Origin of the sequence: Pedobacter sp. ISL-64, assembly GCF_018613605.1 — a bacterium.
Classification (GTDB): domain Bacteria; phylum Bacteroidota; class Bacteroidia; order Sphingobacteriales; family Sphingobacteriaceae; genus Pedobacter.
In genome coordinates, this window is the sequence record NZ_JAGGPU010000026.1 from 69,480 (window position 1) to 91,812 (window position 22,333).

Annotated in this window: 22 protein-coding genes; 15 read left to right on the forward strand and 7 right to left on the reverse strand. The window is 37.1% G+C overall.

The window, feature by feature from the left end:
- Positions 1-88: 88 nt before the first annotated feature.
- Entirely contained in the window at positions 89-670 is a 582-nt protein-coding gene (locus J7E57_RS25005; RefSeq protein ID WP_215125777.1) for a tRNA-(ms[2]io[6]A)-hydroxylase, read from the forward strand.
- Positions 671-706: 36 nt separating this feature from the next.
- Here the strand turns inward: J7E57_RS25005 and J7E57_RS25010 are convergent, their stop codons facing one another.
- Together J7E57_RS25010 and J7E57_RS25015 are read right to left on the reverse strand one after the other, a co-directional pair.
- The gene (locus J7E57_RS25010) at positions 707-1,783 is read right to left on the reverse strand and encodes a DUF3810 domain-containing protein (protein ID WP_215125776.1); all 1,077 of its coding nucleotides are present in this window, start codon (positions 1,781-1,783) and stop codon (positions 707-709) included.
- A 37-nt stretch (positions 1,784-1,820) separates the two neighbouring features.
- On the reverse strand, positions 1,821-3,155 hold the full coding sequence (locus J7E57_RS25015) for a dihydroorotase (RefSeq protein WP_215125775.1): 1,335 nt from the start codon (positions 3,153-3,155) through the stop codon (positions 1,821-1,823).
- Between the two features lie 307 nt (positions 3,156-3,462).
- On the opposite strand from J7E57_RS25015, the gene J7E57_RS25020 reads away from it, so the two are divergent.
- The 4 genes from J7E57_RS25020 (at position 3,463) to J7E57_RS25035 (ending at position 6,096) form a co-directional block, all read left to right on the forward strand.
- Positions 3,463-4,809, forward strand: coding sequence for a DEAD/DEAH box helicase (locus J7E57_RS25020; protein ID WP_215125774.1), 1,347 nt, complete (start codon positions 3,463-3,465; stop codon positions 4,807-4,809).
- Positions 4,809-5,081, forward strand: a complete 273-nt coding sequence (locus J7E57_RS25025) for a hypothetical protein (protein WP_215125773.1) — start codon at positions 4,809-4,811, stop codon at positions 5,079-5,081. Before J7E57_RS25020 ends, J7E57_RS25025 begins: the two co-directional genes overlap by 1 nt.
- Before the next feature lie 142 nt (positions 5,082-5,223).
- Positions 5,224-5,559: a gliding motility protein GldC gene (gene gldC / locus J7E57_RS25030; protein WP_057932380.1), complete on the forward strand. Its 336-nt coding sequence runs from the start codon at positions 5,224-5,226 to the stop codon at positions 5,557-5,559.
- Between the two features lie 138 nt (positions 5,560-5,697).
- A complete protein-coding gene (locus tag J7E57_RS25035; RefSeq protein WP_215125772.1) occupies positions 5,698-6,096 on the forward strand; it encodes a hypothetical protein in 399 nt (132 codons plus the stop codon).
- A 39-nt stretch (positions 6,097-6,135) separates the two neighbouring features.
- On the opposite strand, the gene J7E57_RS25040 is transcribed toward J7E57_RS25035, so the two are convergent.
- Both J7E57_RS25040 and J7E57_RS25045 read right to left on the reverse strand, forming a co-directional pair.
- Positions 6,136-6,525 (reverse strand): hypothetical protein, encoded by a 390-nt coding sequence (locus J7E57_RS25040; protein ID WP_215125771.1) that lies wholly within the window; start codon positions 6,523-6,525, stop codon positions 6,136-6,138.
- A 19-nt stretch (positions 6,526-6,544) separates the two neighbouring features.
- Complete coding sequence (locus tag J7E57_RS25045; protein WP_215125770.1) at positions 6,545-7,024, reverse strand: methylated-DNA--[protein]-cysteine S-methyltransferase; 480 nt, start codon at positions 7,022-7,024, stop codon at positions 6,545-6,547.
- A gap of 120 nt (positions 7,025-7,144) precedes the next feature.
- Here J7E57_RS25045 and J7E57_RS25050 point away from each other — a divergent pair, with 120 nt between their 5' ends.
- The 4 genes from J7E57_RS25050 (at position 7,145) to J7E57_RS25065 (ending at position 10,988) form a co-directional block, all read left to right on the forward strand.
- On the forward strand, positions 7,145-7,810 hold the full coding sequence (locus J7E57_RS25050) for a heme exporter protein CcmB (protein WP_215125769.1): 666 nt from the start codon (positions 7,145-7,147) through the stop codon (positions 7,808-7,810).
- Between the two features lie 134 nt (positions 7,811-7,944).
- A complete protein-coding gene (gene ccsA / locus J7E57_RS25055) occupies positions 7,945-8,694 on the forward strand; it encodes a cytochrome c biogenesis protein CcsA (protein WP_251030029.1) in 750 nt (249 codons plus the stop codon).
- A 1-nt stretch (position 8,695) separates the two neighbouring features.
- Complete coding sequence (locus tag J7E57_RS25060) at positions 8,696-8,914, forward strand: CcmD family protein (RefSeq protein ID WP_215125768.1); 219 nt, start codon at positions 8,696-8,698, stop codon at positions 8,912-8,914.
- A 652-nt stretch (positions 8,915-9,566) separates the two neighbouring features.
- Positions 9,567-10,988: a Glu/Leu/Phe/Val family dehydrogenase gene (locus J7E57_RS25065; RefSeq protein ID WP_029275363.1), complete on the forward strand. Its 1,422-nt coding sequence runs from the start codon at positions 9,567-9,569 to the stop codon at positions 10,986-10,988.
- A gap of 1,539 nt (positions 10,989-12,527) precedes the next feature.
- On the opposite strand, the gene J7E57_RS25070 is transcribed toward J7E57_RS25065, so the two are convergent.
- The 3 genes from J7E57_RS25070 to J7E57_RS25080 all read right to left on the reverse strand — a co-directional run bounded on the left by J7E57_RS25070 (position 12,528) and on the right by J7E57_RS25080 (position 16,821).
- Positions 12,528-13,874 (reverse strand): hypothetical protein, encoded by a 1,347-nt coding sequence (locus tag J7E57_RS25070; protein ID WP_215125767.1) that lies wholly within the window; start codon positions 13,872-13,874, stop codon positions 12,528-12,530.
- A gap of 82 nt (positions 13,875-13,956) precedes the next feature.
- Positions 13,957-15,993: a hypothetical protein gene (locus tag J7E57_RS25075; protein WP_215125766.1), complete on the reverse strand. Its 2,037-nt coding sequence runs from the start codon at positions 15,991-15,993 to the stop codon at positions 13,957-13,959.
- Positions 15,994-16,140: 147 nt separating this feature from the next.
- A complete protein-coding gene (locus J7E57_RS25080; RefSeq protein WP_215125765.1) occupies positions 16,141-16,821 on the reverse strand; it encodes a hypothetical protein in 681 nt (226 codons plus the stop codon).
- A 255-nt stretch (positions 16,822-17,076) separates the two neighbouring features.
- On the opposite strand from J7E57_RS25080, the gene J7E57_RS25085 reads away from it, so the two are divergent.
- From J7E57_RS25085 to J7E57_RS25110, 6 genes are all read left to right on the forward strand, one after another.
- Positions 17,077-17,556: a cytochrome c maturation protein CcmE gene (locus tag J7E57_RS25085; protein WP_215125764.1), complete on the forward strand. Its 480-nt coding sequence runs from the start codon at positions 17,077-17,079 to the stop codon at positions 17,554-17,556.
- Positions 17,516-19,981 carry a heme lyase CcmF/NrfE family subunit gene (locus J7E57_RS25090; protein ID WP_215125763.1) on the forward strand — a complete coding sequence of 822 codons (2,466 nt, stop codon included), beginning with the start codon at positions 17,516-17,518 and terminating at the stop codon, positions 19,979-19,981. The genes J7E57_RS25085 and J7E57_RS25090 overlap by 41 nt, the downstream gene beginning before the upstream one ends.
- 4 nt (positions 19,982-19,985) lie before the next feature.
- Positions 19,986-20,750, forward strand: coding sequence for a Rossmann-like and DUF2520 domain-containing protein (locus J7E57_RS25095; protein WP_215125762.1), 765 nt, complete (start codon positions 19,986-19,988; stop codon positions 20,748-20,750).
- A gap of 40 nt (positions 20,751-20,790) precedes the next feature.
- Complete coding sequence (locus J7E57_RS25100) at positions 20,791-21,123, forward strand: 2Fe-2S iron-sulfur cluster-binding protein (RefSeq protein WP_029275355.1); 333 nt, start codon at positions 20,791-20,793, stop codon at positions 21,121-21,123.
- A 98-nt stretch (positions 21,124-21,221) separates the two neighbouring features.
- Positions 21,222-21,464 (forward strand): Fe-S cluster assembly protein IscX, encoded by a 243-nt coding sequence (gene iscX / locus J7E57_RS25105; protein WP_057932363.1) that lies wholly within the window; start codon positions 21,222-21,224, stop codon positions 21,462-21,464.
- Between the two features lie 64 nt (positions 21,465-21,528).
- Positions 21,529-22,056 carry a KdsC family phosphatase gene (locus J7E57_RS25110; RefSeq protein WP_215125761.1) on the forward strand — a complete coding sequence of 176 codons (528 nt, stop codon included), beginning with the start codon at positions 21,529-21,531 and terminating at the stop codon, positions 22,054-22,056.
- Positions 22,057-22,333: the final 277 nt, after the last annotated feature.

The window sequence follows — 22,333 nt, forward strand, 5'->3', positions numbered from 1 at the left end:
TGTAAAATCTGCATAATCTTTTAAATCTGCGGTAGATATAAACGTATCTTAAATATTCTTAATTTTGCAGCTCAATTACAAGCACTACATGTTAGGATTAAAATTATTGACAGACCCACGTTGGGCAAATATTGCTGAATCAAATTTAGAAGAAATTTTATCTGACCATGCCTGGTGTGAACAAAAAGCGGCAACCAATGCCATTACTTTAATTACTCAAAATTCCGAGCATCAGGATCTTGTAGATGAATTAACAGCGATTGCCATCGAAGAAATGCAGCATTTCCAGATGGTAATTGAAATTATAAAAAAACGGGGTTATACTTTAAGTCGCGAGCGGAAAGATGATTATGTTGGTCGTTTGGTAAAATTTAGCAAAAAAGACGGAAGCCGGAATATGGCTTTTATTGACAGGTTATTGTTTGCAGCAATGATTGAAGCCAGAAGCTGCGAACGTTTCAGGGTACTTTCATTAAATATAAAAGATCAGGAGCTGGCCAAGTTTTATCATGAGCTAATGGTTTCGGAAGCTGGGCATTATACCACATTTTTGAATTTTGCACGTAAATACAGTGCTGATGTTGATGTAGATAAACGCTGGAAAGAATGGTTAGATTTTGAAGGAGAATTAATTCAGAGTTTTGGAACTAAGGAAGCGATACACGGATAGTTCAGTTTTCGGTTTGCAGTTTTTCATCATCAACCGTTAATTGGCAACTGTCAACTCCTTTTTATGTATATTCCATAGCCAAATTACAATATCCTGATAACTATCGATTCCTTTTTTCTGATTGTTCAGTTTTAAGAAACTGTCGAATGCGGCATCCATATAGCCGAACATATCGCCATTGTATTTTCGCCAGAATTCTTTTTCAGTTTTGAAATCGGCTAAAACCTGCGGTAAAAGTTTCAAATAAAGTAATTTATAATCGTCAGGTGATTTCATCCTGATCTCAAACAAAATATACCGCAACATTTCATAATTGGCAGAATATTGGTAATTCAGATCAACGCTGTTGCTTGCCGTGAGATAACCCAAAAGATTAGCTTCATCCTCATAAGCGACGCCCAATTGATGGCCTATTTCGTGACAGCTTACATAAGGTTTAACGAAATCCGGTAAATTCATATTCATATTGGCTTCGCCAGAAAGCGGTGCATAATAGCCTTCGATGCCAATTTTACTAATCATCCATGAGTTTAAAACAGACTTTAAGCAAGGGTTTGGATATCGGAATAATTTATTTTTTCGCGACATAAGCGAATAGGCTTCTGCCGATTTTGATTCCAGTTCTTTGATTGTGTAAGCTGGAATTTTGCCTTGTTTCAGTTTTAGGTTATTGGTTTTTTGGATGAAATAATTGCCAAGAACAACCAATTCTTTGACATTGTATTTTTCATTGCCAACACCCAGCTCTTCACTGATACTTGGCCGACTGTAATTTAAACCCCATACAATTTTGAAAATGATATAGAGCATCAGGAAGAAGTTGAGAATTTGTAAAGGAACAAGAATCCTATCCTGTCTTTTTAGCGATTTTCGGTGTTTATAAAGCCTTACGATTTTGTAGAGTACAAAACCAATCAATAAAGCATAAATAATATCGCCGATGGCAAAAGGAAAAATAGATGATATAAACCTTAATGCCGAAGAGATGTAAGGATAAAAACCTATTGAATAATATTTTTGGACCAGACTAGGGGAAAAGCCAAAGAGATAAATAAGAATCGTTAAAGAAATTATTATTGATGACCTAATGAACTGCTTTTTTTGTGTGCTCATTTATTTAATGGCCATTTAAATAATAAATATAACAAATCTATCTTGCAAAAGTTAGGCGTTTTCCAATCTGATCGGTCGTAAATTTGCCATTTTGATAAGCCAGGTTTCCTGATACAAAAGTGTGGGTAATACTTGCCTGGAAGGTATCTCCATCGAACGGACTCCAACCACATTTATAGAAATTATTAAGTTTGGTTACTGTCCAGGAATCTTTCAGGTCTACCAACACTAGGTCTGCCCAATACCCTTCACGGATGAAACCGCGTTTTTCGATATCAAAACAGATGGCCAGGTTGTGTGCTGTTTTTTCTACGATTTTCTCTAAAGAGATTTTGCCCTGTAAATGCATTTCTAACAAGGCCGGTAATGCATGCTGTACCAATGGACCTCCAGATGGGGCTTGAGCGTAAGGCTGCTGCTTTTCTGCTAATGTGTGTGGCGCGTGATCTGTTGCAATTACGTCAATATAATCTTCAAGGACACCTTTAAGCACACCTTTTTGATCATCTTCGGTTTTTACCGCAGGGTTCCATTTAATGAAATTTCCTTTTGAAGCGTAATCTTTATCGTTAAACCAAAGGTGGTGCACACAAGCTTCAGCCGTAATTTTTTTATCCTTTAGCGCGGTAATATTATCAAATAGTGCTATTTCTTTTGCAGTAGAAATATGTAAGATATGCAAGCGGGTTTGATAAGTTTTAGCCAGTTCGACCGCTAATGATGAAGATTTATAACAGGCCTCTGCACTGCGGATCAAAGGGTGCATCTCTATCGTTAAATCTTCGTTGTATTTGGTTTTAAATTCGGCCAGATTATGCCGAATGGTTGCTTCATCTTCACAATGGGTAGCCACTAATATCGGTGCCTTACTAAAAATGTTTTCTAAGGTTTTTTCGTTATCCACCAGCATATTTCCTGTTGATGAACCCATAAAAACTTTAATCCCGCAAACATTTTTAGGATCGGTTTTTAAAACCTCTTCAATATTGTCATTACTGGCCCCCATATAAAACGAATAATTCGCTAACGAAGTTTGGGCAGCAATTTCATATTTATCGGTTAATAAGCTTTGTGTTAAGGTATTGGGCACCGTATTGGGCATTTCCATGAAAGAGGTAATTCCTCCGGCTACAGCGGCCATGCTTTCGGTAAAAATATCGGCTTTATGAGTTAAGCCTGGTTCGCGAAAATGTACCTGATCGTCAATCATCCCTGGTAAAAGGTATTGTCCTTCTGCGTTAATTTCTTGCGCATCGGGTGCGGATAGATTTTGACCGATTTTGGCTATCAATCCATCTTTTATCAATACATCGGCAACAATTTTTTGTCCTTCATTTACAATTGTGGCAGCTTTTATCAGGTAAGTATTCATGGTTTCAAAGGTAAAAATAGATTTGAGAAGTTAGATAGGAGATTTGAGAATTTTGACACGCTAATTTGGCGGATGAAAGGTGCTGAACTGAGTTTAATGTTACTGTTTTTGGTTAAATAAACCTGATAGTAGTGGACATCCCGATTTTCATCGGGATAAAACGGATAGCAGGGCTGCCCGAACCGAAGAATTACTGAAATTGCTTTACTCCTAATTCTGATAAAAAGAAGCTTAGATTCTGCATCTGACTGAAACCTTCTGCCTTACACCTTCTAACCGTCAACCTTAATCACTATCTTTGTGCGCTATGGCAAAATCGTTCGAAGAATTTAAGTTAAACAGGCAAATTTTAAATGCAGTTGCGGATGCAGGTTACACCGTTGCCACGCCGATACAGGAAAAAGCAATTGCACCGGTACTATCTGGACAGGATATTTTCGGTATTGCGGAAACTGGTACAGGAAAAACCGCTGCTTTTGTTTTGCCAATTTTAATGCAATTGAAATATGCTCAGGGCGATAATCCAAGAGCGCTGATTTTATCTCCAACACGCGAACTGGCAATGCAGATTGCCGAGCAGGTAAAGTTGTTTTCTACTTATACCGATTTACGTTCTTTGGTGATTTTTGGTGGAATCGGTCCGAAAACACAGAAAGAGCAAATTGCAAAAGGGGTTGATATCCTGATTGCTACACCTGGAAGGTTCCTGGATTTATATTTAGCTGGTGATATTAATACACAGAGCCTAAAATTTTTGGTACTGGATGAAGCGGATAAAATGATGGATATGGGCTTTATTGGCTCTATTCACCGGATTTTAGAAATCGTTCCACGTAAACGTCAGAATTTGTTGTTTTCTGCAACGATGAGCGATTTGGTGCAGAAAATTGCCGGAGATTTCTTGAATAATCCGCTTGTGATTGAGGCATCCGCGCAAGCAACCCCTGCTGCAAATGTAACGCAGGCTTTATACTATGTTCCCAATTTCAAAACGAAAATTAATTTACTACAGCATTTGCTGAAGAATGATGAGGCTTTTAATCGCCTGATCATTTTCTGTAAAACCAAAACTGTTGCTGATAATATTTACAGTTTTATTGAACGAAGATATGGTGCTGAGAATGTTCGTGTGATCCACGCTAATAAAGGACAAAATACCAGAATTAACTCCATAAATAGTTTCAAAGAAGGTAATATCAGGGTTTTAGTGGCTACGGATGTGGCAAGTAGGGGTATTGATGTAAGTGATGTAAGCCACGTAATCAATTTCGATGTGCCGATCATTATAGAAGATTATGTACACCGTATTGGCCGTACAGGTAGGGCTTTTGCCAAAGGTGATGCGATTACCTTTGCAACGGATGCCGAAAAATATTATATCCGCAAGATCGAAAAATTGATCCGCCAGTATATTCCTGTTGCTGAAATCCCTGAAGGCGTTTTTATTGATGAAACACCTTACGAAGAGCGCCAACATATTGCGAAGGAAATCGATATGCAGAAACGTAAGGAAGATCCCGATTTTAAAGGGGCTTTCCATGAGAAAAAACACGCTGCTGCGATAGAAAAAAAGGTGCGAGAAAAAGCTAAAGCAAAGGCTGGTAAGCAGGTAAAGACTTTTAAAAAAGGTAAAAAATTCGATAAGAAAAAGTAATGAAGCTTAGGATTACGCCTTTAAATATTGTTAGCGCCATCGGTTTGGGATTAGTGGCTGTAAATTTAGTTTCTGAGAAAAGCACAGCACCACGCCATGTGGATATGAGCGGCTTTTATCTCCTGATTTTAGGTTGCCTTATCCTTGTAACCTTTATTACAGATATGATTTTCCGATTCACCTTAAAAGATATTAAAAGGATCTGGGTGGTTGAATTGATATTTATCGTTATTGCAGCTGTTTTGATGCTGATACTCCAAAAAGTAGCGTAATTAAATCGTAAAAATATCTCAACAATCTTTATCGGTGCAATCAACCAATCTGTGGAATCAAATTAAATAAGCATCTTTGCATCCGGAAAAATTAGTCGGTCTAAATCGGAGGAATCTGTTAAATCGGTGAAATCAATATTATATGAAAAAAGCAGAAATAAAAATAACCGTTGAGTTAGATGAAGGAAATAACCCAGATAATATACTTTGGGAGAGTACAGATGCTGGAAACGCTGATAAAGTGCCTGCAAAGGCTATGTTTTTATCGGTTTGGGACCACAATTATAAAAATACTTTAAAGATAGATCTTTGGACAAAGGATATGCCTGTTGATGAGATGAAACGTTTCTTCTACGAAACTTTACAAACCATGGGCGATAGCTTTTTAAAAGCCACAAACGAAACGTTGATTGTTGAAGATTTACGTGATTACTGTGCCCACTTCGCAGATAAGATGGGGATTATTGAAGGGCAGTAATCAGTTTGGGGTTTGGGGTTTGGAGTTTGGAGTTTGGAGTTTGGAGTTTTTGAAAAAATACAAGCAATTTAGCTTTAAAGCATCACCTATCAACAATTAATCGGTGTAATCCTATAATCAGTGTAATCATTTTCAATTATGTTAGTATTAAATAAATTCAGGGCTTGGTTAGGCATTTTGTTATGTGTTATTGCAGGTTTCTGCCCAATGTTAAAAGTACCCATTAAAGGCAATTGGAATTTATATCAATCCGATGCACGTTTGTTTTTAATTACTTATGCCATTATCGCTATTTCTGTGCTGGTCCTGTTCATCAGAAAAGTGGGTGCTTTTAAGTTTATGAGTTTTGTAATGGCTATCTGGTATGTTTTAGCGGTAGTTGCTGTTTATTTTACTGCAAATAATTACACTAAATATGGCTTTGCCAATAAACTTATCGGTAAAGTTGTTCATTTCCAGTGGGGCTGGATTGTACTTTTGGTAGGTGTTATATTTATGCTTTTCAGTGTAAAACGTGGTGAAAAAATTACCGCTTAAGCTTTTCTGCAATTGTGAGCTTAACTGGTTTTAAAAACGCTAATCTGTGATAAAATAATCGTTGGTATCGTCTTCCAGGGGAATATAGATTCTTTCCCATTCATTGCCTTCTATAACTTGCCAGGTGTGCCCTTCTCCGGCCGTATCATTGGCAATGAGTATAATCCCCGGCTCGATAATAAAAGTTTCGCCATTGCTTACTGTAAACCGAAGTTTACCCTTAAGCGTAATTACGTATTGACGCCTTGGTGCAGGATGAGGGATCTTCTCTAAAGTTGATACATCGGTTTGGGCGAAAAAATAATTTGCATTAATATGCTGACGGATAGGGATTGTACCCGTTTCAAAAGCACATTTGTTATCTTCAGTATTAATTAAACGGATGGCTTTTATATAATTTTTAGTTGTTTCGGCTTGGTCTGTATTCATCTGCAAAAAAAGTATGGTTTTAAAATTTTAATTCAGTTTGTCCTTTTTGGGAAACTTCACGTTCGTGTTGTAGCAGCCATTGCTTACGCCATAAACCACCTGCATACCCCACCAGTTTGCCGTTACTGCCAATTACCCTATGGCATGGTACTACAATGGCAATATTGTTTTTTCCATTTGCTGCAGCAATAGCCCGTATCGCTAATGGATTGTGTGCAGAAAATTTGGCATATGAAGTGGTTTCGCCAAAAGGTATAGTCAGTAAATTCTGCCAGACCTCCTGTTGAAATTCAGTCCCTTTTTGCTTCAACGGGAAATCAAAATCCTTTAAATCGCCTTTAAAATAATCATTTAACTGGTTGGCTACCTTTACTGTAAGTGTGTTTTCTGGTAATCCCGTAATATCCTTTTCAGCAAAAGTAATTACATGTACAAATTCGTCATCAGCTAAGATGGTTATTGCGCCAACGGGCGATGCTATAACTGATGCGTAATCCATAATTTCCCGTGACTTCAGTGTTTCTGTGGCTAATTTCCTTTTCGCTTATTCTTAAACAAAATTACAACAATACAACAATTTAAGCGTGCAATATTTATCAATAAAAGTATCTTTGTGGTTATGCAATTGGCCAAAGAGGTTAAATATTTAATTCACAAGGAAGTATTGTTAGAGTGGCGCTCCAAATATACCATTAACGGTGTATTGCTCTATGTAGTTTCTACCATTTTTACTTGTTACCTCTCTTTTGTTAGCCTGGGCGATAAATTAACATGGAATGCCTTGTTTTGGATCATCATGCTTTTCGCTTCAATTAATGGTGTATCGAAAAGTTTTTTGCAAGAAACTAAAGGCCAACAGTTGTATAGTTATATTTTGGCAAGTCCAGCTGCGGTTTTAATCTCTAAAACGGTTTACAATACACTCCTCATGTTGGTGCTTACTACAATTGCTTTAGGTTTTTATACATTGGTTTTCGATTCTTTTACCCCGCCCGATTTAGTGATGTATTACATAGCAGTGGTATTGGGGAGTTTAAGTTTTTCTACTGTATTTACAATGGTTTCGGCAATCGCAAGCAAAGCGGGGAATGGAGGGATGTTGATGGCTATTTTAAGCTTCCCAATCATTATTCCGGTGTTGATCTTGTTAATTAAACTGGCCAAAAATGCAGTTGACGGCTTGCCTTGGGAGAATAGTTACGATGAAATAGCAATGTTACTGGTGGTGAATGTACTGATGGTGGCAACGTCTTTATTGTTATTTCCTTACCTTTGGAGGGATTAAAAAATGATTGAATGAGAGAATGATTGAATTATAAAATGAGAAATTCGCAAGTATTAAATCCTTAATGATTATTTAAGACATAAGAAAAGAACATCCGTTCATTCATAACTCAACATTCAAAATTAAATATACGCATGAATAAAACTTGGTGGAAAATTTTAGGTTCGGTTTTGGTAATTTATACTGCAATAGCAGGTTTATTACTTGGGGTGCCGCATCTGGCTATTTTGAACGAAACAATCCGTAATCTGTATTTCCATGTTCCGATGTGGTTTGCCATGATTGTGCTCTTTTCGATCTCTGTTTTTTACAGTGTAAAGTCATTAAGCAGCAAAAGTGAAATAGATGATATTAAAGCCGTAGAAAGTGTAAACGCTGGGATAGTTTTTGGCGTTTTAGGTTTAGTAACAGGTGCTATCTGGGCTAAATATACCTGGGGGCAGTTTTGGAGTTTCGATCCTAAACAGAATTTTGCTGCCATTTCAATTTTGCTCTATTTTGCCTACCTCATTCTGCGCAATGCGATAGACGAAGAACAGAAAAGAGCCAAAATTTCGGCCATTTACAATATTTTCGCCTTCCCAATGATGGTGGTATTACTTTTTGTTTTACCCCGTTTAAAAGATTCATTACACCCAGGCAATGGTGGTAACCCAGGTTTTAACAGTTACGATTTAGATAGCCGCATGCGCATGGTATTTTATCCTGCATGTTTAGGCTGGATATTAATCGGTTATTGGGTTTATACCATCCGTTTCAGACTACGTTCAATAGAAACCATCACGAATACACCTGATTACGGTGAAATGAAAGGTGTTCGTGATAGCTTCGTTACCTCTGAAAATCAATCAACAACAAACGAAAACAAACAACAACATAACTAAAATGAAGAAGATATTTTTCTCCCTGATATTAATGATGGCCGCTATGCAGTTATTTGCACAGGATAATGGAGTAGAAATGGCTGATAGCCTTCGCAGCAATGGAAAGATATATGTTGTGGTAATATGTATCGTAATTATTCTTGTAGGTTTGTTGGCCTACCTGTTCTCAATTGATAAAAGATTAAAGAAAATAGAAAAAGAAAACCAAACTGATAAATAATAGCGTAAATACGATTCCGGTTAAAACCATATTTGGCTTTAATGGTTGGTAAATAGCTGTATTTTAAGACTAAAGTCATTATTTTTTTTGTATTTATCTGGTTGTAAAAGAGGTTTTTACTGATTTTAAAGGCTCTAATTAAAAATACAGAGCAGTAGCAACATAAAATACCTACATAACAGTATTGTTTCTTGGTAATTTATTGATCAAGTTTGGTTAGTTATAAATTAAATCAACGGGACGATTTAGGTTAACTTTAAGAAGTGATCAACACAATTGGTCACTTTTTTTTTGTTCTGTTTTTTATTGGTATTTGCAATATTCATAATATTGATCTGTTTTTTAGCTTCTATTTGTTGAACGTTGCAATAAAAGGCTGTTTTGAATATTTTTTTTATAATTTTTTTTAGATCAAAATAGCCTGTAGAAAACCTATAAAAATAGTCGTTTTTATGATGTAGGCTACCTAAGATATCTGCATTTAAACGTGTTTGGGTATGGTTTTCGACAGTTTTCTCCAACGGGTATAAAACCTGTTGTTGGGCTAAAATAGAATGGTGTTTGCTTTACACTAAGTCTTTTTGCATTTGGATATGTGCAGTTTTTTTAGGCAATTTTGCATCGAAAACTTATTCAATATAAAAAATAAATAATGGCTAATCTAGCAGACGAGAACAAGTTCTTTGCAGATGTTTGTAAGAACTTTGACAGTGCGGCTCAATTCACCAATCATCCAGAAGGTTTATTGAACCAGATTAAAACATGTAATAGTGTGTATCGTTTCCAATTCCCAATCCGCCGCGGAAACGGTTTTGAAGTAATTGATGCTTGGCGTGTAGAACACTCTCACCACATGAGCCCTACCAAGGGTGGTATCCGTTACAGTGAAATGGTAAACGAAGATGAGGTTATGGCGCTTGCAGCCTTAATGACTTACAAGTGTGCTATTGTTAACGTTCCATTTGGCGGCGCAAAAGGTGGTATTAAAATTAACACTAAACAATACAGTGTTGCCGAATTAGAAACCATCACCCGCCGTTATACTACAGAATTAATTAAGAAAAACTTTATTGGCCCTGGTATCGATGTTCCTGCTCCTGATTATGGATCTGGCGAGCGCGAAATGAGTTGGATTGCCGATACTTATATGACCATGAATCCTGGTCAGTTAGACGCTTTAGGCTGTGTAACTGGTAAACCAATTGCTTTGCACGGTATCCGTGGCCGTAAAGAAGCTACAGGACGTGGTGTTGCTTATGCCGTACGCGAATGTGTAGAGGTGGCAGAAGATATGGCTAAAATAGGCTTTAAAGCTGGTTTAGGCGATAAAAGAGTAATCGTTCAAGGTTTAGGTAATGTGGGCTACCACTCGGCTAAATTCTTGGCAGAATTTGGTGCTACCATTGTAGGTTTATGCGAATTTGAAGGTGCTATCTACAATGCAAACGGATTAAATGTGGATGAGGTTTTTGCACACCGTAAAAACACGGGTTCAATTTTAGGTTTTCCAGGCGCTAAAGACTTTAAAAATTCGATGGAAGGTTTAGAGCAAGATTGTGATATCATTGTTCCTGCAGCTTTAGAAAACCAGTTCACCGAGCTTAATATCCGTAATATCAAGGCGAAAATTATTGCCGAAGGTGCAAATGGTCCAACAACGCCAGAAGCTGAAACAATTTTTACCGAAATGGGTGGTATCATCATTCCTGATATGTATTGCAATGCGGGCGGTGTTACGGTTTCTTATTTTGAGTGGTTGAAAAACCTATCTCACGTGGCTTTCGGTCGTATGGAGAACCGTTATGCAGCTAATTCAAATGCCAATCTGATCAATACTTTAGAAAACCTTACAGGTAAAACCATCCTTCCTGAGCATCGTTTAATGATTGTTAAAGGCGCATCTGAAATGGAATTGGTAAACTCTGGTTTAGAAGACACCATGATCCATTCTTACCACGAAATCCGCGAAACATTAATGAACAAACCAGCAACTCAAACATTGAGAACAGCTGCTTTTGTAAATTCAATCGATAAAATTGCGGTTTCTTATATGAATTTAGGCGTTTGGCCATAATCAACTAATCGTCATTGCGAATCCCGATCCTTTATCGGGATGTGGCAATCTTATTATGAAGCCTTGCAGGATTAAACTGCAGGGCTTTTTTGTGTTCAAGATCGTTATAGTGGCTTGAAGCGCAATGTGGTAAAGAAATTTCTGATTTGAAGAAGCATTGCGCTCCAAACAAAATCGATAGTTTTTTAATAAGAAAACAAATGGATTGTGGTTCTTGGCGGGGTTGCAGTCCCGCCATTTGCTATAGCTCCGATAGAAAACCTGTGAAACAAGCAAGCACACCAAATATAACATAAACTGGTGCTTAAATCGGAGGCTGCCGCTATTGTCGGGTTTAGGAACCGGGGTTTGTGCACCATGCAAACCTAAAAATGAAACACTGTCTTAGCTGCTTAGCCCCGGTTGGAGTGTTACCCTGCAGCAACGAGGCACGAGGAAGCGAAGCGTAAAAACGCAAAACGGGATGAAACTTTTTGTTTTGTACAGGCCGTGCGCTCCAAATAATGAATATATTTTTAGTTTTAGAAATGACGCGCTATATTTCATTGGACTGGGTTGGTCCTGCTTACCTCCTGCCGATGAAGGATCGGCATCCGTCCCATCAGGTTTAGATACAAAGATTCGTTAACGAAGTGCTTTTATACTCTGAATCTGTGTTTGGTGGCTCACCAAACAAACGAATTATAATCTAGTCATTGTCATCCTGAGCCTGTCGAAGGATAGTAATCATATTTAAGAGCATTATAGGGGTATCTACAGCATTTTGTTTTGGAAATGAAAGGTCTGTATTTCATCGCGGTAGGTTGGTCCTGCTGTACCTCCTGCCGATGGAAGGATCGGCATCCGTCCCATCAGGTTTAGATACAAAGGTTTGCTAGCGAAGTGCTTTTCTGCTCTGAATTTGTGTTTGGTGGCTCACAAAACAAACGAATTATAATCTAGTCATTGTCATCCTGAGCCTGTCGAAGGATAGTAATCATATTTAAGAGCATTATAGGGGTATCTACAGCATTTTGTTTTGGAAATAAAGGGTCTGTGTTTCATCGCGGTGGGTTGGTCCTGCTGTACCTCCTGCCGATGGAAGGATCGGCATCCGTCCCATCAAGTTTATAGATAAAGGGACAGCTAATGAAACTTACGGATAGTGTTGATTCTTATAAAATGGTCGTCATTTCCTGAAGTGCAGCGTAACGGAGAAATCTTTAAGTGTGGTAATCCAAAGATTTCTCGGCTACACTACCATTGATAGATTCCTATAGAAAAGTCGTCATTGCGAGGAGGAACGACGAAGCAATCTTTCCTGCTAGTGATCCTGCTATAAAGATTGCTTCGTCGGCTGAAAAAGGCCTTCTCGCAATGACGATAACCTTAGGAGATTTATCTCCTTAAAATTCTCCTGTCATTTATATTGATTTTTATGATATAAATTGAAACTCGAAATGACGATTACTTGTAACTATTACATTAAGGTTACTAACCCCAAAATTGGATTGGACCGTTAGCTGAAAAAAGCTTTCCCACAATGAAGAGATTTTTCTATTATAAACTCTTCAAAATCTGATACAACGAATTAATATCTCTGTTTTTCAGCTCCAGTTTACCATCAATCTTAACCTTTTTACTATCCAAAAACTTCCCTTTAACTTCTAAATTCTTCAGCGTTTTAAAATAACTGGTAACGAACGGAGTTTCTAATCGTTGAGCCAGTTTCATCAGATCAACATTTAAATAAAGAAAATCTGTTGAAGTAACATTTGAGGTTAAGGTATTTTGATTTTTAACTGTCGAGAAATTTAAATTTTCCTGGTTGCTGCTCACAAACACTTTATAAAGCGGAAAAGCATTTTTATTTACCACATTGCTATCTAAATTGATCAATCCCTGTTTAGCCAGGTAATTTTTTAGTCCATTGCCTTTCGAACCAAAATTAACAGAAATGGAAGGGATATTACGTTTCTGTAGGCTTATCTTTTCAACCTTTTCAAAGTCATCATTATATTCGTAGGTGATAATAGAATCGGTTTGTGTGATGGAGTTTGTCCATTCAAAATCCAGCTTTCCATTGTAATATTTAATTAAGCTATCCTGTTCCAAATTAAAGTTCTTAAACTTATAAACCTTGTGGTTACCGGGGTTTAGGTTTGCATTTAACCAAAAAGAAACCGTACTGTTTTGGTTAAATTGGTGATGAACAGATTGTGTTGCAGGCAAAATATCTTTGGCTAAAAACACATTGCTAAAATTTACGCTACCACTTTTAAAATCAATCCAGCCATTATTTTTAGTATTGGCAAACACCACATGCTGTTTTTGATCTAATACCTCTTTAAACGGACTTTCAGCCACCCTAACCATCTTTTTCTGGTTTAAAATATTAGTCAATATAGTATCGAAGCCTTTAATTTGAGGTGTTATAACCATCGCCACCGCTTTGTTATTGTAACAGAGCACAAAATTACCCAATCTAGATTTGGCCATACTTATGCCTTTTGCTTTTTTTATAATTTGCAGGTGAAGCACATTTTTGGCGAAATTTTCAAAATCTGCACTGTTTTTTAGCTCCAAACGGGAAAATACAGTACCAAGAGGCTGTCCTGCAAGAGTATAGAAATAAATACTGGCAGGGACTGATAAACCTGTGGCATATTTATCTATTTTAATTGCATTGGCTTTCTTAACATCAGATTTAAAATAATAACCTGGATTACCGAGCATATTCAAAGCAATTGTTTGATAAAGCTCATCAACATTGATTTTAATGATCCCCGTAGCATTTTGCGGAATCAGCGTTTGCCCTGCCTGATATTTTCGGTATTTTAAAACACCAGCAAAAAAAATAAGCAGCAATATTACTATCGCTGCTGTTATTTTTAAAAATTTCTTCATTAATGGTTAACTGTTTAAAATGGTTAATCGGTTAACTGTACACAGGCCAGTGTAAACTGCTAACCGAAAACTGCCAATTGAATTACTTAGTCGCATTTTCAATTAACGAGAACAAATATTTCAATGCATTTTCATGTCCGTTCGGAATTTCAGCACTAATGTCTGCCGAAACCAATCTGCCCTTAATCGGGTTCGATTTCATGTATACATTGCCCATTTTTTCTAAAGTGCTGTTAAATTTCTTAGCGGTTTCTTCACCACCAATTTCCGAATCCGGCACTTTGCCCACCAGGTTTTTGGCATTAAATAAAAAGCTGAAATTGTTTTTGCTCAATAGTTGTTTGTGCAGTTTACTTAATTTGTTGCTGTTGTATTGATTGTTGCTAATACCCTGCATTTCAGCCAACGAATTACCGAAAAATACAATACCATCTTTAATCATAAAGTAAATATCAATAGGGCTTTTCTTTTCCAATATTTTATAAATGTTGTTCTCGACAGTTACATAATTTTTGTTTACGCCATATTTAATCAGTTTGTTAATCAATCTGGTATCTTCAGAAGAAAACATGAAAAGGAAATCAGGCAACGTTTCTTTCTTGGTTTTAACTATTTCTTTTTGTTTGTAATCATCATCATATTCGTAAGTGGTGTAAGTAACGTCTTTTGTGTTTAATCCATTAATTACGAATAACGCATCACCTTTAATTACCTTGCTTACTGCTTCTTCATCTAGCAAAAGACTGAAGAGCTCAGCACCAAGATCAATTTCTTCATCCATTTTGGCTCCCAATAAAGAACCATAGGTTTGTTTCATTAATTTAGGGAATTCTTCCAGATAAGCTTTGGTGTCGATAGAATAGCTCATAAAACCAAGGGCTTTTTCGCTGTTTACATATTTCAAAAAGTTTTTGTTTAACTTTCTGTTCATTATTTTTTTATAAGCATCTGCTTGTTCCTGCGCCAATTCTAAGCCTGTAGAAATACGGAAACTTTTATCATCCATAAAAAGCTTGGCATTTAATGCACCATAACCTTTCATCAGCCCAGCTTTTCCGTAAGTGCCAAATTCTGGCGCAATCGAATTATAAACATCTTGAAGGCTCGATACCCAAAGTTCTGCAATGGCTTTATTATCTAAACTTGCTGTATATGATTTATTGTTTTCGATAGACTCGTAACTGCCATTGAAAATCTGATCTGCCTGGGCGGTCATCCAGGTAAAAGCCAATCTCTTTTTCTTTGCATCTTGTTCCAAACGCTCTTGTTGGTAGACATCATATTGCTCATCAACAATACCATGAACAGGAGTCATGGCGTTCGCAGTATCGACTGCGAATTCTCTTGCTTCTCTGGATTCTTCAAAATCTGAATCTATTTTAGCAACTTTTTTAGATTTTTTGGCCGTTTTCTTTTTACCGGTTTTTTTCGTTCCGGCAGTTTTTTTGGTGTTCTTTTTAGCCGTCGATTTTTTGCCAACTTTTACTTTTTCAATAACCGGGGCTTCAACCGCCTCTACCATAGGCTCATCTGTTGTTGCATAAGCAGAGTCCACAGCCACAGCCGCGCTATCAGCAACTATTGCATCGTCACTTTGGAACCTTATATCTTTAATCCCATAACGTGCAGATTTAACTGAATCAGCAAAGAAAGATCCTTTTATACTCCCGGTTACAAAATACAGCATGTTGTTGTTCCATTTAATAATGCTCGTGCTATCAGGTAAAACCATCGTACGGATATCGCCCAGCTGTGTAAACTTTTTCTCTTTGCTGTCAATCAGACTTTCAAATTTTTTAGCATCTTTTATCGGAATAAGAAAGCAGTTATATGTAATACTATCGCTTAACTGATTAAAGTAATACATGTTTTTCTCCAAGTTAATGCCGAAATCTTCTATACTGGTAAAACTTTTATCAAGTGATTTTGAAGTTTCGGTAAGTAATTTCTTGCCTAGAAAAGATTCGTTAAAATCTTTCACAAACATTAACTTAAATATGTTATCACCTTTAATGGTGGCAACTGTGAAGGCATTTGAAGGTATTTTCTTAACCAGATCCTGGGCTTTGGCCAGACTGAACGATAAGAAAAGAGAGATGGCAATTAGAATTTTTTTCATTAGTATATAATTTGTTTTTTTAATGGTTATGAAGCTATCATGAGCATATTTATCTCGGTTTGTGAACGGGATGCTCATGATGGTTTCATTAGAATATAATTTGTTTTCAGTGGAGGTGAAACTAACATGAATTACCTTAGTTTCACTTTATTTAGATAGTTGTATAGAATTAGATACGTTAATTTTTCCGTTAATTAAATCCATGACGCTGCTTTTTAACATCACGGCTTTTTTAGATTTCGACACATTTGATGCCGGATTGGTACTACTTGTTACAACAGATTCGAAACGGTAGATGCTGGTGTAGGTTGCGCCGTTAAAAACTGCCTTGTCTTTTGCTTTTAATTTATTGAATTCTGCTTTAGCACTACCTATTGCCTGATATTTTCGGCTAAAGGTTTTAGTGACTTTGTTATAAGCGTACGAGGAAGTATTGGTGGCCTTAATTTTTTGCTGGCCAAGAATGTTTTTGGTAATGTTATTGATATTCGAAACATCTTTAAAAGAAAAACTAATGGTTGCGATGTAATTATTAAAATCGCTTGTGCTTTTTACATTCGAAATCCCTTCCGATTTTCTTAAATAGGCCACTGCTTCATTTAATTCCTGTTGAATTTTTTGTTTGCTGGGCACTTTATAGCCTTGTACGCTATCCAAAAGCATTACTGAAGCCACTTTGGTTTTGCTCTGGCTTAAGTTTATGGTGAGTAGCACATCGCCTGTTCCGTCGTTTTTCATGGTAATTTCTTCAATTACTTCAAAACAAGAGCTTAAAAAAGGTATCAAAACTATAAATAACAAAAGCTTATAAAACTGCTTTAATTTCATGTTAATCCGGTTTATGTTCTATTGTGGGATGTAAAAAAGGGATGATTATCTGACAGGCCAAACTTAACAATTTCAGCCCAAACTTTTAAACGATTTAAGATATTCCTTAAGATCGGTTATAAATAGTGGCTTTTGAGAAAATATTTTACTTTAAAAATCAGATAATTGTCAATATAAAGACAAGAAAAATGTAAAAGAATGCTGGCTAAGCCGATTTTTCTATCTTTGTTGCCAGCTTTTACAACAAGTATAACCATGAAGAAAAGTGCAATCATTGGATTGATTACCATCGCAATTTCCGTAGGGATTTTATTTAGCTTAAACGCAAATACCGACACCTACTCTAATTTCAAACAGGCAAGCCTTTCTGAGAAAGAAGAGCATGTTATGGGCTATTGGGTAAAATCGATGGGTACTTACTACGACGCCGTAAAAGACGCTAACCATTTTTCATTCCACATGAAAGATGAAAAGGGAGAAGTGAGAGAGGTAATTTACGCAGGTACCAAACCGCAGGATTTCGAAAAATCTGAAAAATTAGTGCTTATCGGTAAAATGGATAAGGACAAATTCTACGCATCGAAAATTTTAATGAAATGCCCATCTAAATATAATGATAACCTTGTTGAAATTAATAAAGACGGTAAGGTTGACACGGTAGGTAAGTACGGCGAGAAAAATATAACTAATTTTAATGGATATTCAATTTGTAGGCGAAAACCTGCTACCGGGTAAAATCGGGCAGTTTTTTATTGTGCTGGCGTTTAGTGCATCATTACTTTCAACAATCGCATACTTTTATGCCAGTCGCGATAAAAATTTAGAAGATAAATCTTGGCGTAACCTAGGCCGGATTGGATTCTTGGTTAATTTTGGCTGTATAATTGGTATCGGAGCAATTTTGTTCTACCTGGTATTGGGCCACTACAATGAATACAGTTATATTTATTGGCACTCTTCAAAACAACTTCCAATTCATTATATTATTTCTGCTTTTTGGGAAGGACAGGAAGGAAGTTTCTTGCTCTGGGCTTTCTGGCAATCGTTTCTGGGTACTTTATTAATCTGGAAAGCTAAAACATGGGAGCGCCCTGTAATGACAGTTGTGGCCTTCTCTCAAGTGTTTTTGACTTCAATGCTTTTAGGTGTAGAGATTTTTGGTGAGCGTATCGGAAGTTCTCCATTTATCCTATTAAGAGATTCCCTTGATCTAAAATCAATGGCTCCTGTAGTTTTCGCAAACCCTGAAAACTTCGCTAATTATTTAAAATTTATTACCGATGGTAGAGGACTAAATCCATTGTTGCAAAACTATTGGATGGTTATCCACCCACCAACCTTGTTTTTAGGTTTTGCCAGTATGATTGTGCCTTTTGCCTATGGAATTGCGGCACTATGGCAAAAACGATATAAAGAATGGATTAAACCAGCTATGCCTTGGGCGCTTTTTGCGGTGATGGTTTTAGGTACAGGTATTATTATGGGTTCTTTCTGGGCTTACGAAGCGTTAAACTTTGGCGGTTTTTGGGCCTGGGATCCTGTTGAAAATGCTTCTTTAATTCCATGGTTAACCCTAATCGGGGCTGTACACGTAATGATTGCGTATAAAAATACAGGTCATGCTTATTTTACCGCAATTGCTTTAGTATTCTTAAGTTTCTTATTGGTGCTTTACGCATCGTTTTTAACCCGAAGCGGAATTCTAGGTGATACATCAGTTCACTCATTTACCGATATGGGCATGTTTGGGCACTTGATTTTATACAATGTAGTATTTGCTGTTTTAGCGGTTATGCTTATTGTATTAAGATGGAAAGAATTGCCAATTACCACCAAGGATGAAGAAACTTATTCTCGCGAATTTTGGATGTTTATTGGCGCTTTAGTGGTAACTATAGCTTGTATCCAGGTAATATTCTCCACTTCGGTACCCGTATTCAATAAGGCGTTTGGAACAAACTTTACTCCGCCAATTGATGCTGTAAAATATTACAACCAATGGCAAGCACCATTTGCGGTATTAATTACTTTGATTTCGGGTTTCTCTCAATATTTAAAATACAAAAGAACCGACCCCCGCAAATTTTATAGTAGCTTGGTTTCGGCAATTATTTTCTCCATTGTGTTAACAGCGGGTTTGGTATATGTGGCTAATATTTACACCAACACGATGTACATCCTCATCACCTTCAGTTGTTTATTTGCCGTACTTTCTAACGCTGCGGTATTATATCAGGCTTTCGGTGGCAAGGCAAAATTGGCCGGATCCGCAATTGCACACATTGGTTTTGCTTTCCTGATCTTAGGTGCATTAATTTCTGCAGCTACAAACAAACCTTTATCCATCAACGCGAATAATTTTATTCCGGTAAAAGATTTCGAGAAAACAGAAAAACCAGGTGAAAACATCATGTTATACAAAAACGAGCCTAAGAAAATGGGTAAGTACACTGTAACCTATGTAGCCGATACCACGGTAGCACCCAATACCATTTATACCCTTAATTTTAAAGTTTTAGATATAGAAGGTAAGGTTAAAGAAGATTTTAACTTACATCCACATGTGCAGGATAACGAAAAAATGGGTTTAATTGCTTCTCCTGATACTAAGCATTATTTAACCTACGATGTTTACACCCACATTACCAGTGCCGCTATTAAAAAAGAATCGCACGATGATCACGAAGGTCATTCTGATGATGAAAATTATAAAGCACCGCGTATTGTTAAGGTTTCAGTAGGCGATACCATTCACACCTCAAGTGGCATTGTTACGGTTAAAGATTTAAACAGAAAACCTACTGCAAAGGATTTGGTTTTGGGCCAGGGCGATTATGCGGTTGGTTTACCATTAGAGGTTAATGCAGCCGGTAAAGTTTATAACACAGAGCCTATTTTCTTGATCAAAGGAAATAACACTTTCGATTTCGCACGTAAAGTGGATGAACTGGATTTGAAATTCCGTTTTGCCAAGGTATTGCCAGATGAGAAAAAAGTGGAGCTTCAGATTTTCGAAAAACCGCAACAAGCTAAGGATTGGGTAGTTTTTAAAGCAATAGAATTTCCTTTCATCAATTTATATTGGGCAGGTACTATTGTAATGGTTGTTGGTTTCTTACTTTCAATTTTCAGAAGAAGAAAAGAGGCCAAAACCGCATAAAATCATGAAGATCGTTTTATTAGGTTCGGGAAACGTTGCCACACACTTAGCAAAAGCATTAAAAGCCAATGGTGAAGATGTGGTACAGGTGTACAGCCCAAACCTTAATCATGCAAAGTTATTGGCTGATTTGATATCAGCTGAGGCCGTAAGTGACTTAAATGAAGTTAAACAGCATGCTGATTTATATATTATCTCGGTAAAGGATGATGCCATAGAAACCGTATCCAGATCATTAAAAAATGTAGGCGGTTTGGTGGTGCATACCTCTGGAACTACCGATATTAATATTTTATCGTCACAGGTAAAAAAAGCAGGTGTTTTTTATCCCTTGCAAACTTTTTCGAAAGGTAAAGCGGTTTCATTTGAAAATATTCCGCTTTGTATAGAAGCGAACGATGAAAGTCAATTGGCGATTTTAAACAATCTGGCAACTAAAATTAGCCGTCAGGTGTACGAATTAGGTGGCGAGAAAAGAAAAGTATTACATCTTGCAGCAGTATTTGCCTGCAATTTTCCGAATCACCTATACGCTTTGGCAAATAAAATTTTAAGTCAGAACGGTTTGGATTTCGAAATCATCAGGCCGTTAATTGCCGAAACCGCCGATAAGGTAATGAGCAATCTACCTGAAAATGTGCAGACTGGGCCAGCAGTTAGGGCCGACGAAAGCACTTTAAATAAGCATTTGAGCATGTTAACCGATATGCCCGAATTGCAGAACATTTATCAAACATTGAGCGATAGCATAAAATTAACGCTGAAATAGCATAATTACGGCTTTTGCTTCTTACTTTTGCAAAATAATTATGAGCATTTTTAAACTAAAAATAAATTTTGAAGAAGCAGATCACGAATCTATTGAATTACCAATAGCAGCCGGCGAATCTGTTTTAGATGTTTGTCTGGATAACGGAATCGAATTACAGCACAACTGTGGTGGTGTTTGTGGTTGCAGTACCTGCCATGTATACGTAACAAAAGGTATGGATAATATCGAAGAGATTTCTGATAAAGAAGAAGACTTTATCGATAGAGCTGTTCGTCCGAAAATTACTTCTCGCTTAGGCTGCCAATGTGTGGTGATTAACGGCGATATCGAAGTTACCATTCCAGATCAGTCTGACTTTATGGGACACTAGTTAGACTGGAGTCCGAAGTCTTCAGTCGGGAGTCGATTAGCCGATTTAAACAGTTAACCGATTAACCAATTCAAACAATTAACCAACAACAAAACAACATGAATAACGATAAATTTGCTTTACCTTTTTACTGGAACGATTATGAAGATATTGCAATGTCTTTATATGAGAAATTTGGTGATGATTTTACAGAAGCCAAAATCTACCGTATCCGCTTTACCGAACTTTTAGAATGGGTTTTAGCGTTGCCAAACTTTAAAGGTACCCGCGAAGAAAGCAGTGAAGGCCATTTAGAGCAAATTCAATCTGCCTGGGTTTACGAGTGGAGAGATAATCAGTAATTAGTCCTGAGTTCGGAGGTCTTAGTCCAGAGTCGTTACCGAGTGCTTAACCCTAAACGCGCGAATGTTTTTACAGAAACTAAAAGAGATCACCACTTTCATTTTTGATGTAGATGGTGTGCTTACCGATGGATCAGTTCAGGTTACTGATAATGGTCAGTCGTTGCGCACTTTTAACATTAAAGATGGCTATGCCATGCAGTTGGCCGTTAAGAGAGGATATAACATCTGTATTATATCTGGTGGAGATGGTATTGCCATGGGGAAGCGTTTTTTCAATCTGGGTGTAACCGATGTTTTCCTCGGTACAGGAGATAAGGTGGCCATTTTTAATCAGTATCTTCAGGATAAAAACATTGCTGCAGAAGAAGTGCTTTACATGGGCGACGATATTCCTGATTTAAAAGTAATGAAACTTGTAGGGCTTCCAACCTGTCCGGCTGATGCCGTAGCAGAAATAAAAGCGATATCTACATTCATTTCTCCTTACAATGGAGGCAAAACCGCTGTCCGCGATATTATCGAAAAAGTAATGAAAGTACAGGGCAGATGGCACGATGAAAATCCAAATGCTGCCGATTCGGGTATGTAATTAGTTCAATAGATCATTAGTCATTCGTTCATTGGTAGGAAGTCTCTAAGCGGATTGTCTTCCTGAACAAATCGACAGCTACCAAGAGCCGTCTTCCTGAACTTGTTTTACAAGTATAAGTAGTGTTTTCAATTGTCTTGTAGCTACTACGTGGTCAGGATCTTTCTGGCTATAAAAGATTCACTTCTTTCAGAATGACGATACCATTATAAATCTCCATCCCCAAAATTTGCAATACATCAGATTATATGCGAAATTTACGTTAACAAATTAATCA

Bases quoted from the DNA above. Each gene is read 5' to 3' on its own strand.
- J7E57_RS25005 (WP_215125777.1), top strand. From the start codon at position 89: ATGTTAGGATTAAAATTATTGACAGACCCACGTTGGGCAAATATTGCT.
- J7E57_RS25010 (WP_215125776.1), bottom strand. From the start codon at position 1,783: ATGAGCACACAAAAAAAGCAGTTCATTAGGTCATCAATAATAATTTCT.
- J7E57_RS25015 (WP_215125775.1), bottom strand. From the start codon at position 3,155: ATGAATACTTACCTGATAAAAGCTGCCACAATTGTAAATGAAGGACAA.
- J7E57_RS25020 (WP_215125774.1), top strand. From the start codon at position 3,463: ATGGCAAAATCGTTCGAAGAATTTAAGTTAAACAGGCAAATTTTAAAT.
- J7E57_RS25025 (WP_215125773.1), top strand. From the start codon at position 4,809: ATGAAGCTTAGGATTACGCCTTTAAATATTGTTAGCGCCATCGGTTTG.
- gldC (WP_057932380.1), top strand. From the start codon at position 5,224: ATGAAAAAAGCAGAAATAAAAATAACCGTTGAGTTAGATGAAGGAAAT.
- J7E57_RS25035 (WP_215125772.1), top strand. From the start codon at position 5,698: ATGTTAGTATTAAATAAATTCAGGGCTTGGTTAGGCATTTTGTTATGT.
- J7E57_RS25040 (WP_215125771.1), bottom strand. From the start codon at position 6,525: ATGAATACAGACCAAGCCGAAACAACTAAAAATTATATAAAAGCCATC.
- J7E57_RS25045 (WP_215125770.1), bottom strand. From the start codon at position 7,024: ATGGATTACGCATCAGTTATAGCATCGCCCGTTGGCGCAATAACCATC.
- J7E57_RS25050 (WP_215125769.1), top strand. From the start codon at position 7,145: ATGCAATTGGCCAAAGAGGTTAAATATTTAATTCACAAGGAAGTATTG.
- ccsA (WP_251030029.1), top strand. From the start codon at position 7,945: ATGAATAAAACTTGGTGGAAAATTTTAGGTTCGGTTTTGGTAATTTAT.
- J7E57_RS25060 (WP_215125768.1), top strand. From the start codon at position 8,696: ATGAAGAAGATATTTTTCTCCCTGATATTAATGATGGCCGCTATGCAG.
- J7E57_RS25065 (WP_029275363.1), top strand. From the start codon at position 9,567: ATGGCTAATCTAGCAGACGAGAACAAGTTCTTTGCAGATGTTTGTAAG.
- J7E57_RS25070 (WP_215125767.1), bottom strand. From the start codon at position 13,874: ATGAAGAAATTTTTAAAAATAACAGCAGCGATAGTAATATTGCTGCTT.
- J7E57_RS25075 (WP_215125766.1), bottom strand. From the start codon at position 15,993: ATGAAAAAAATTCTAATTGCCATCTCTCTTTTCTTATCGTTCAGTCTG.
- J7E57_RS25080 (WP_215125765.1), bottom strand. From the start codon at position 16,821: ATGAAATTAAAGCAGTTTTATAAGCTTTTGTTATTTATAGTTTTGATA.
- J7E57_RS25085 (WP_215125764.1), top strand. From the start codon at position 17,077: ATGAAGAAAAGTGCAATCATTGGATTGATTACCATCGCAATTTCCGTA.
- J7E57_RS25090 (WP_215125763.1), top strand. From the start codon at position 17,516: ATGGATATTCAATTTGTAGGCGAAAACCTGCTACCGGGTAAAATCGGG.
- J7E57_RS25095 (WP_215125762.1), top strand. From the start codon at position 19,986: ATGAAGATCGTTTTATTAGGTTCGGGAAACGTTGCCACACACTTAGCA.
- J7E57_RS25100 (WP_029275355.1), top strand. From the start codon at position 20,791: ATGAGCATTTTTAAACTAAAAATAAATTTTGAAGAAGCAGATCACGAA.
- iscX (WP_057932363.1), top strand. From the start codon at position 21,222: ATGAATAACGATAAATTTGCTTTACCTTTTTACTGGAACGATTATGAA.
- J7E57_RS25110 (WP_215125761.1), top strand. From the start codon at position 21,529: ATGTTTTTACAGAAACTAAAAGAGATCACCACTTTCATTTTTGATGTA.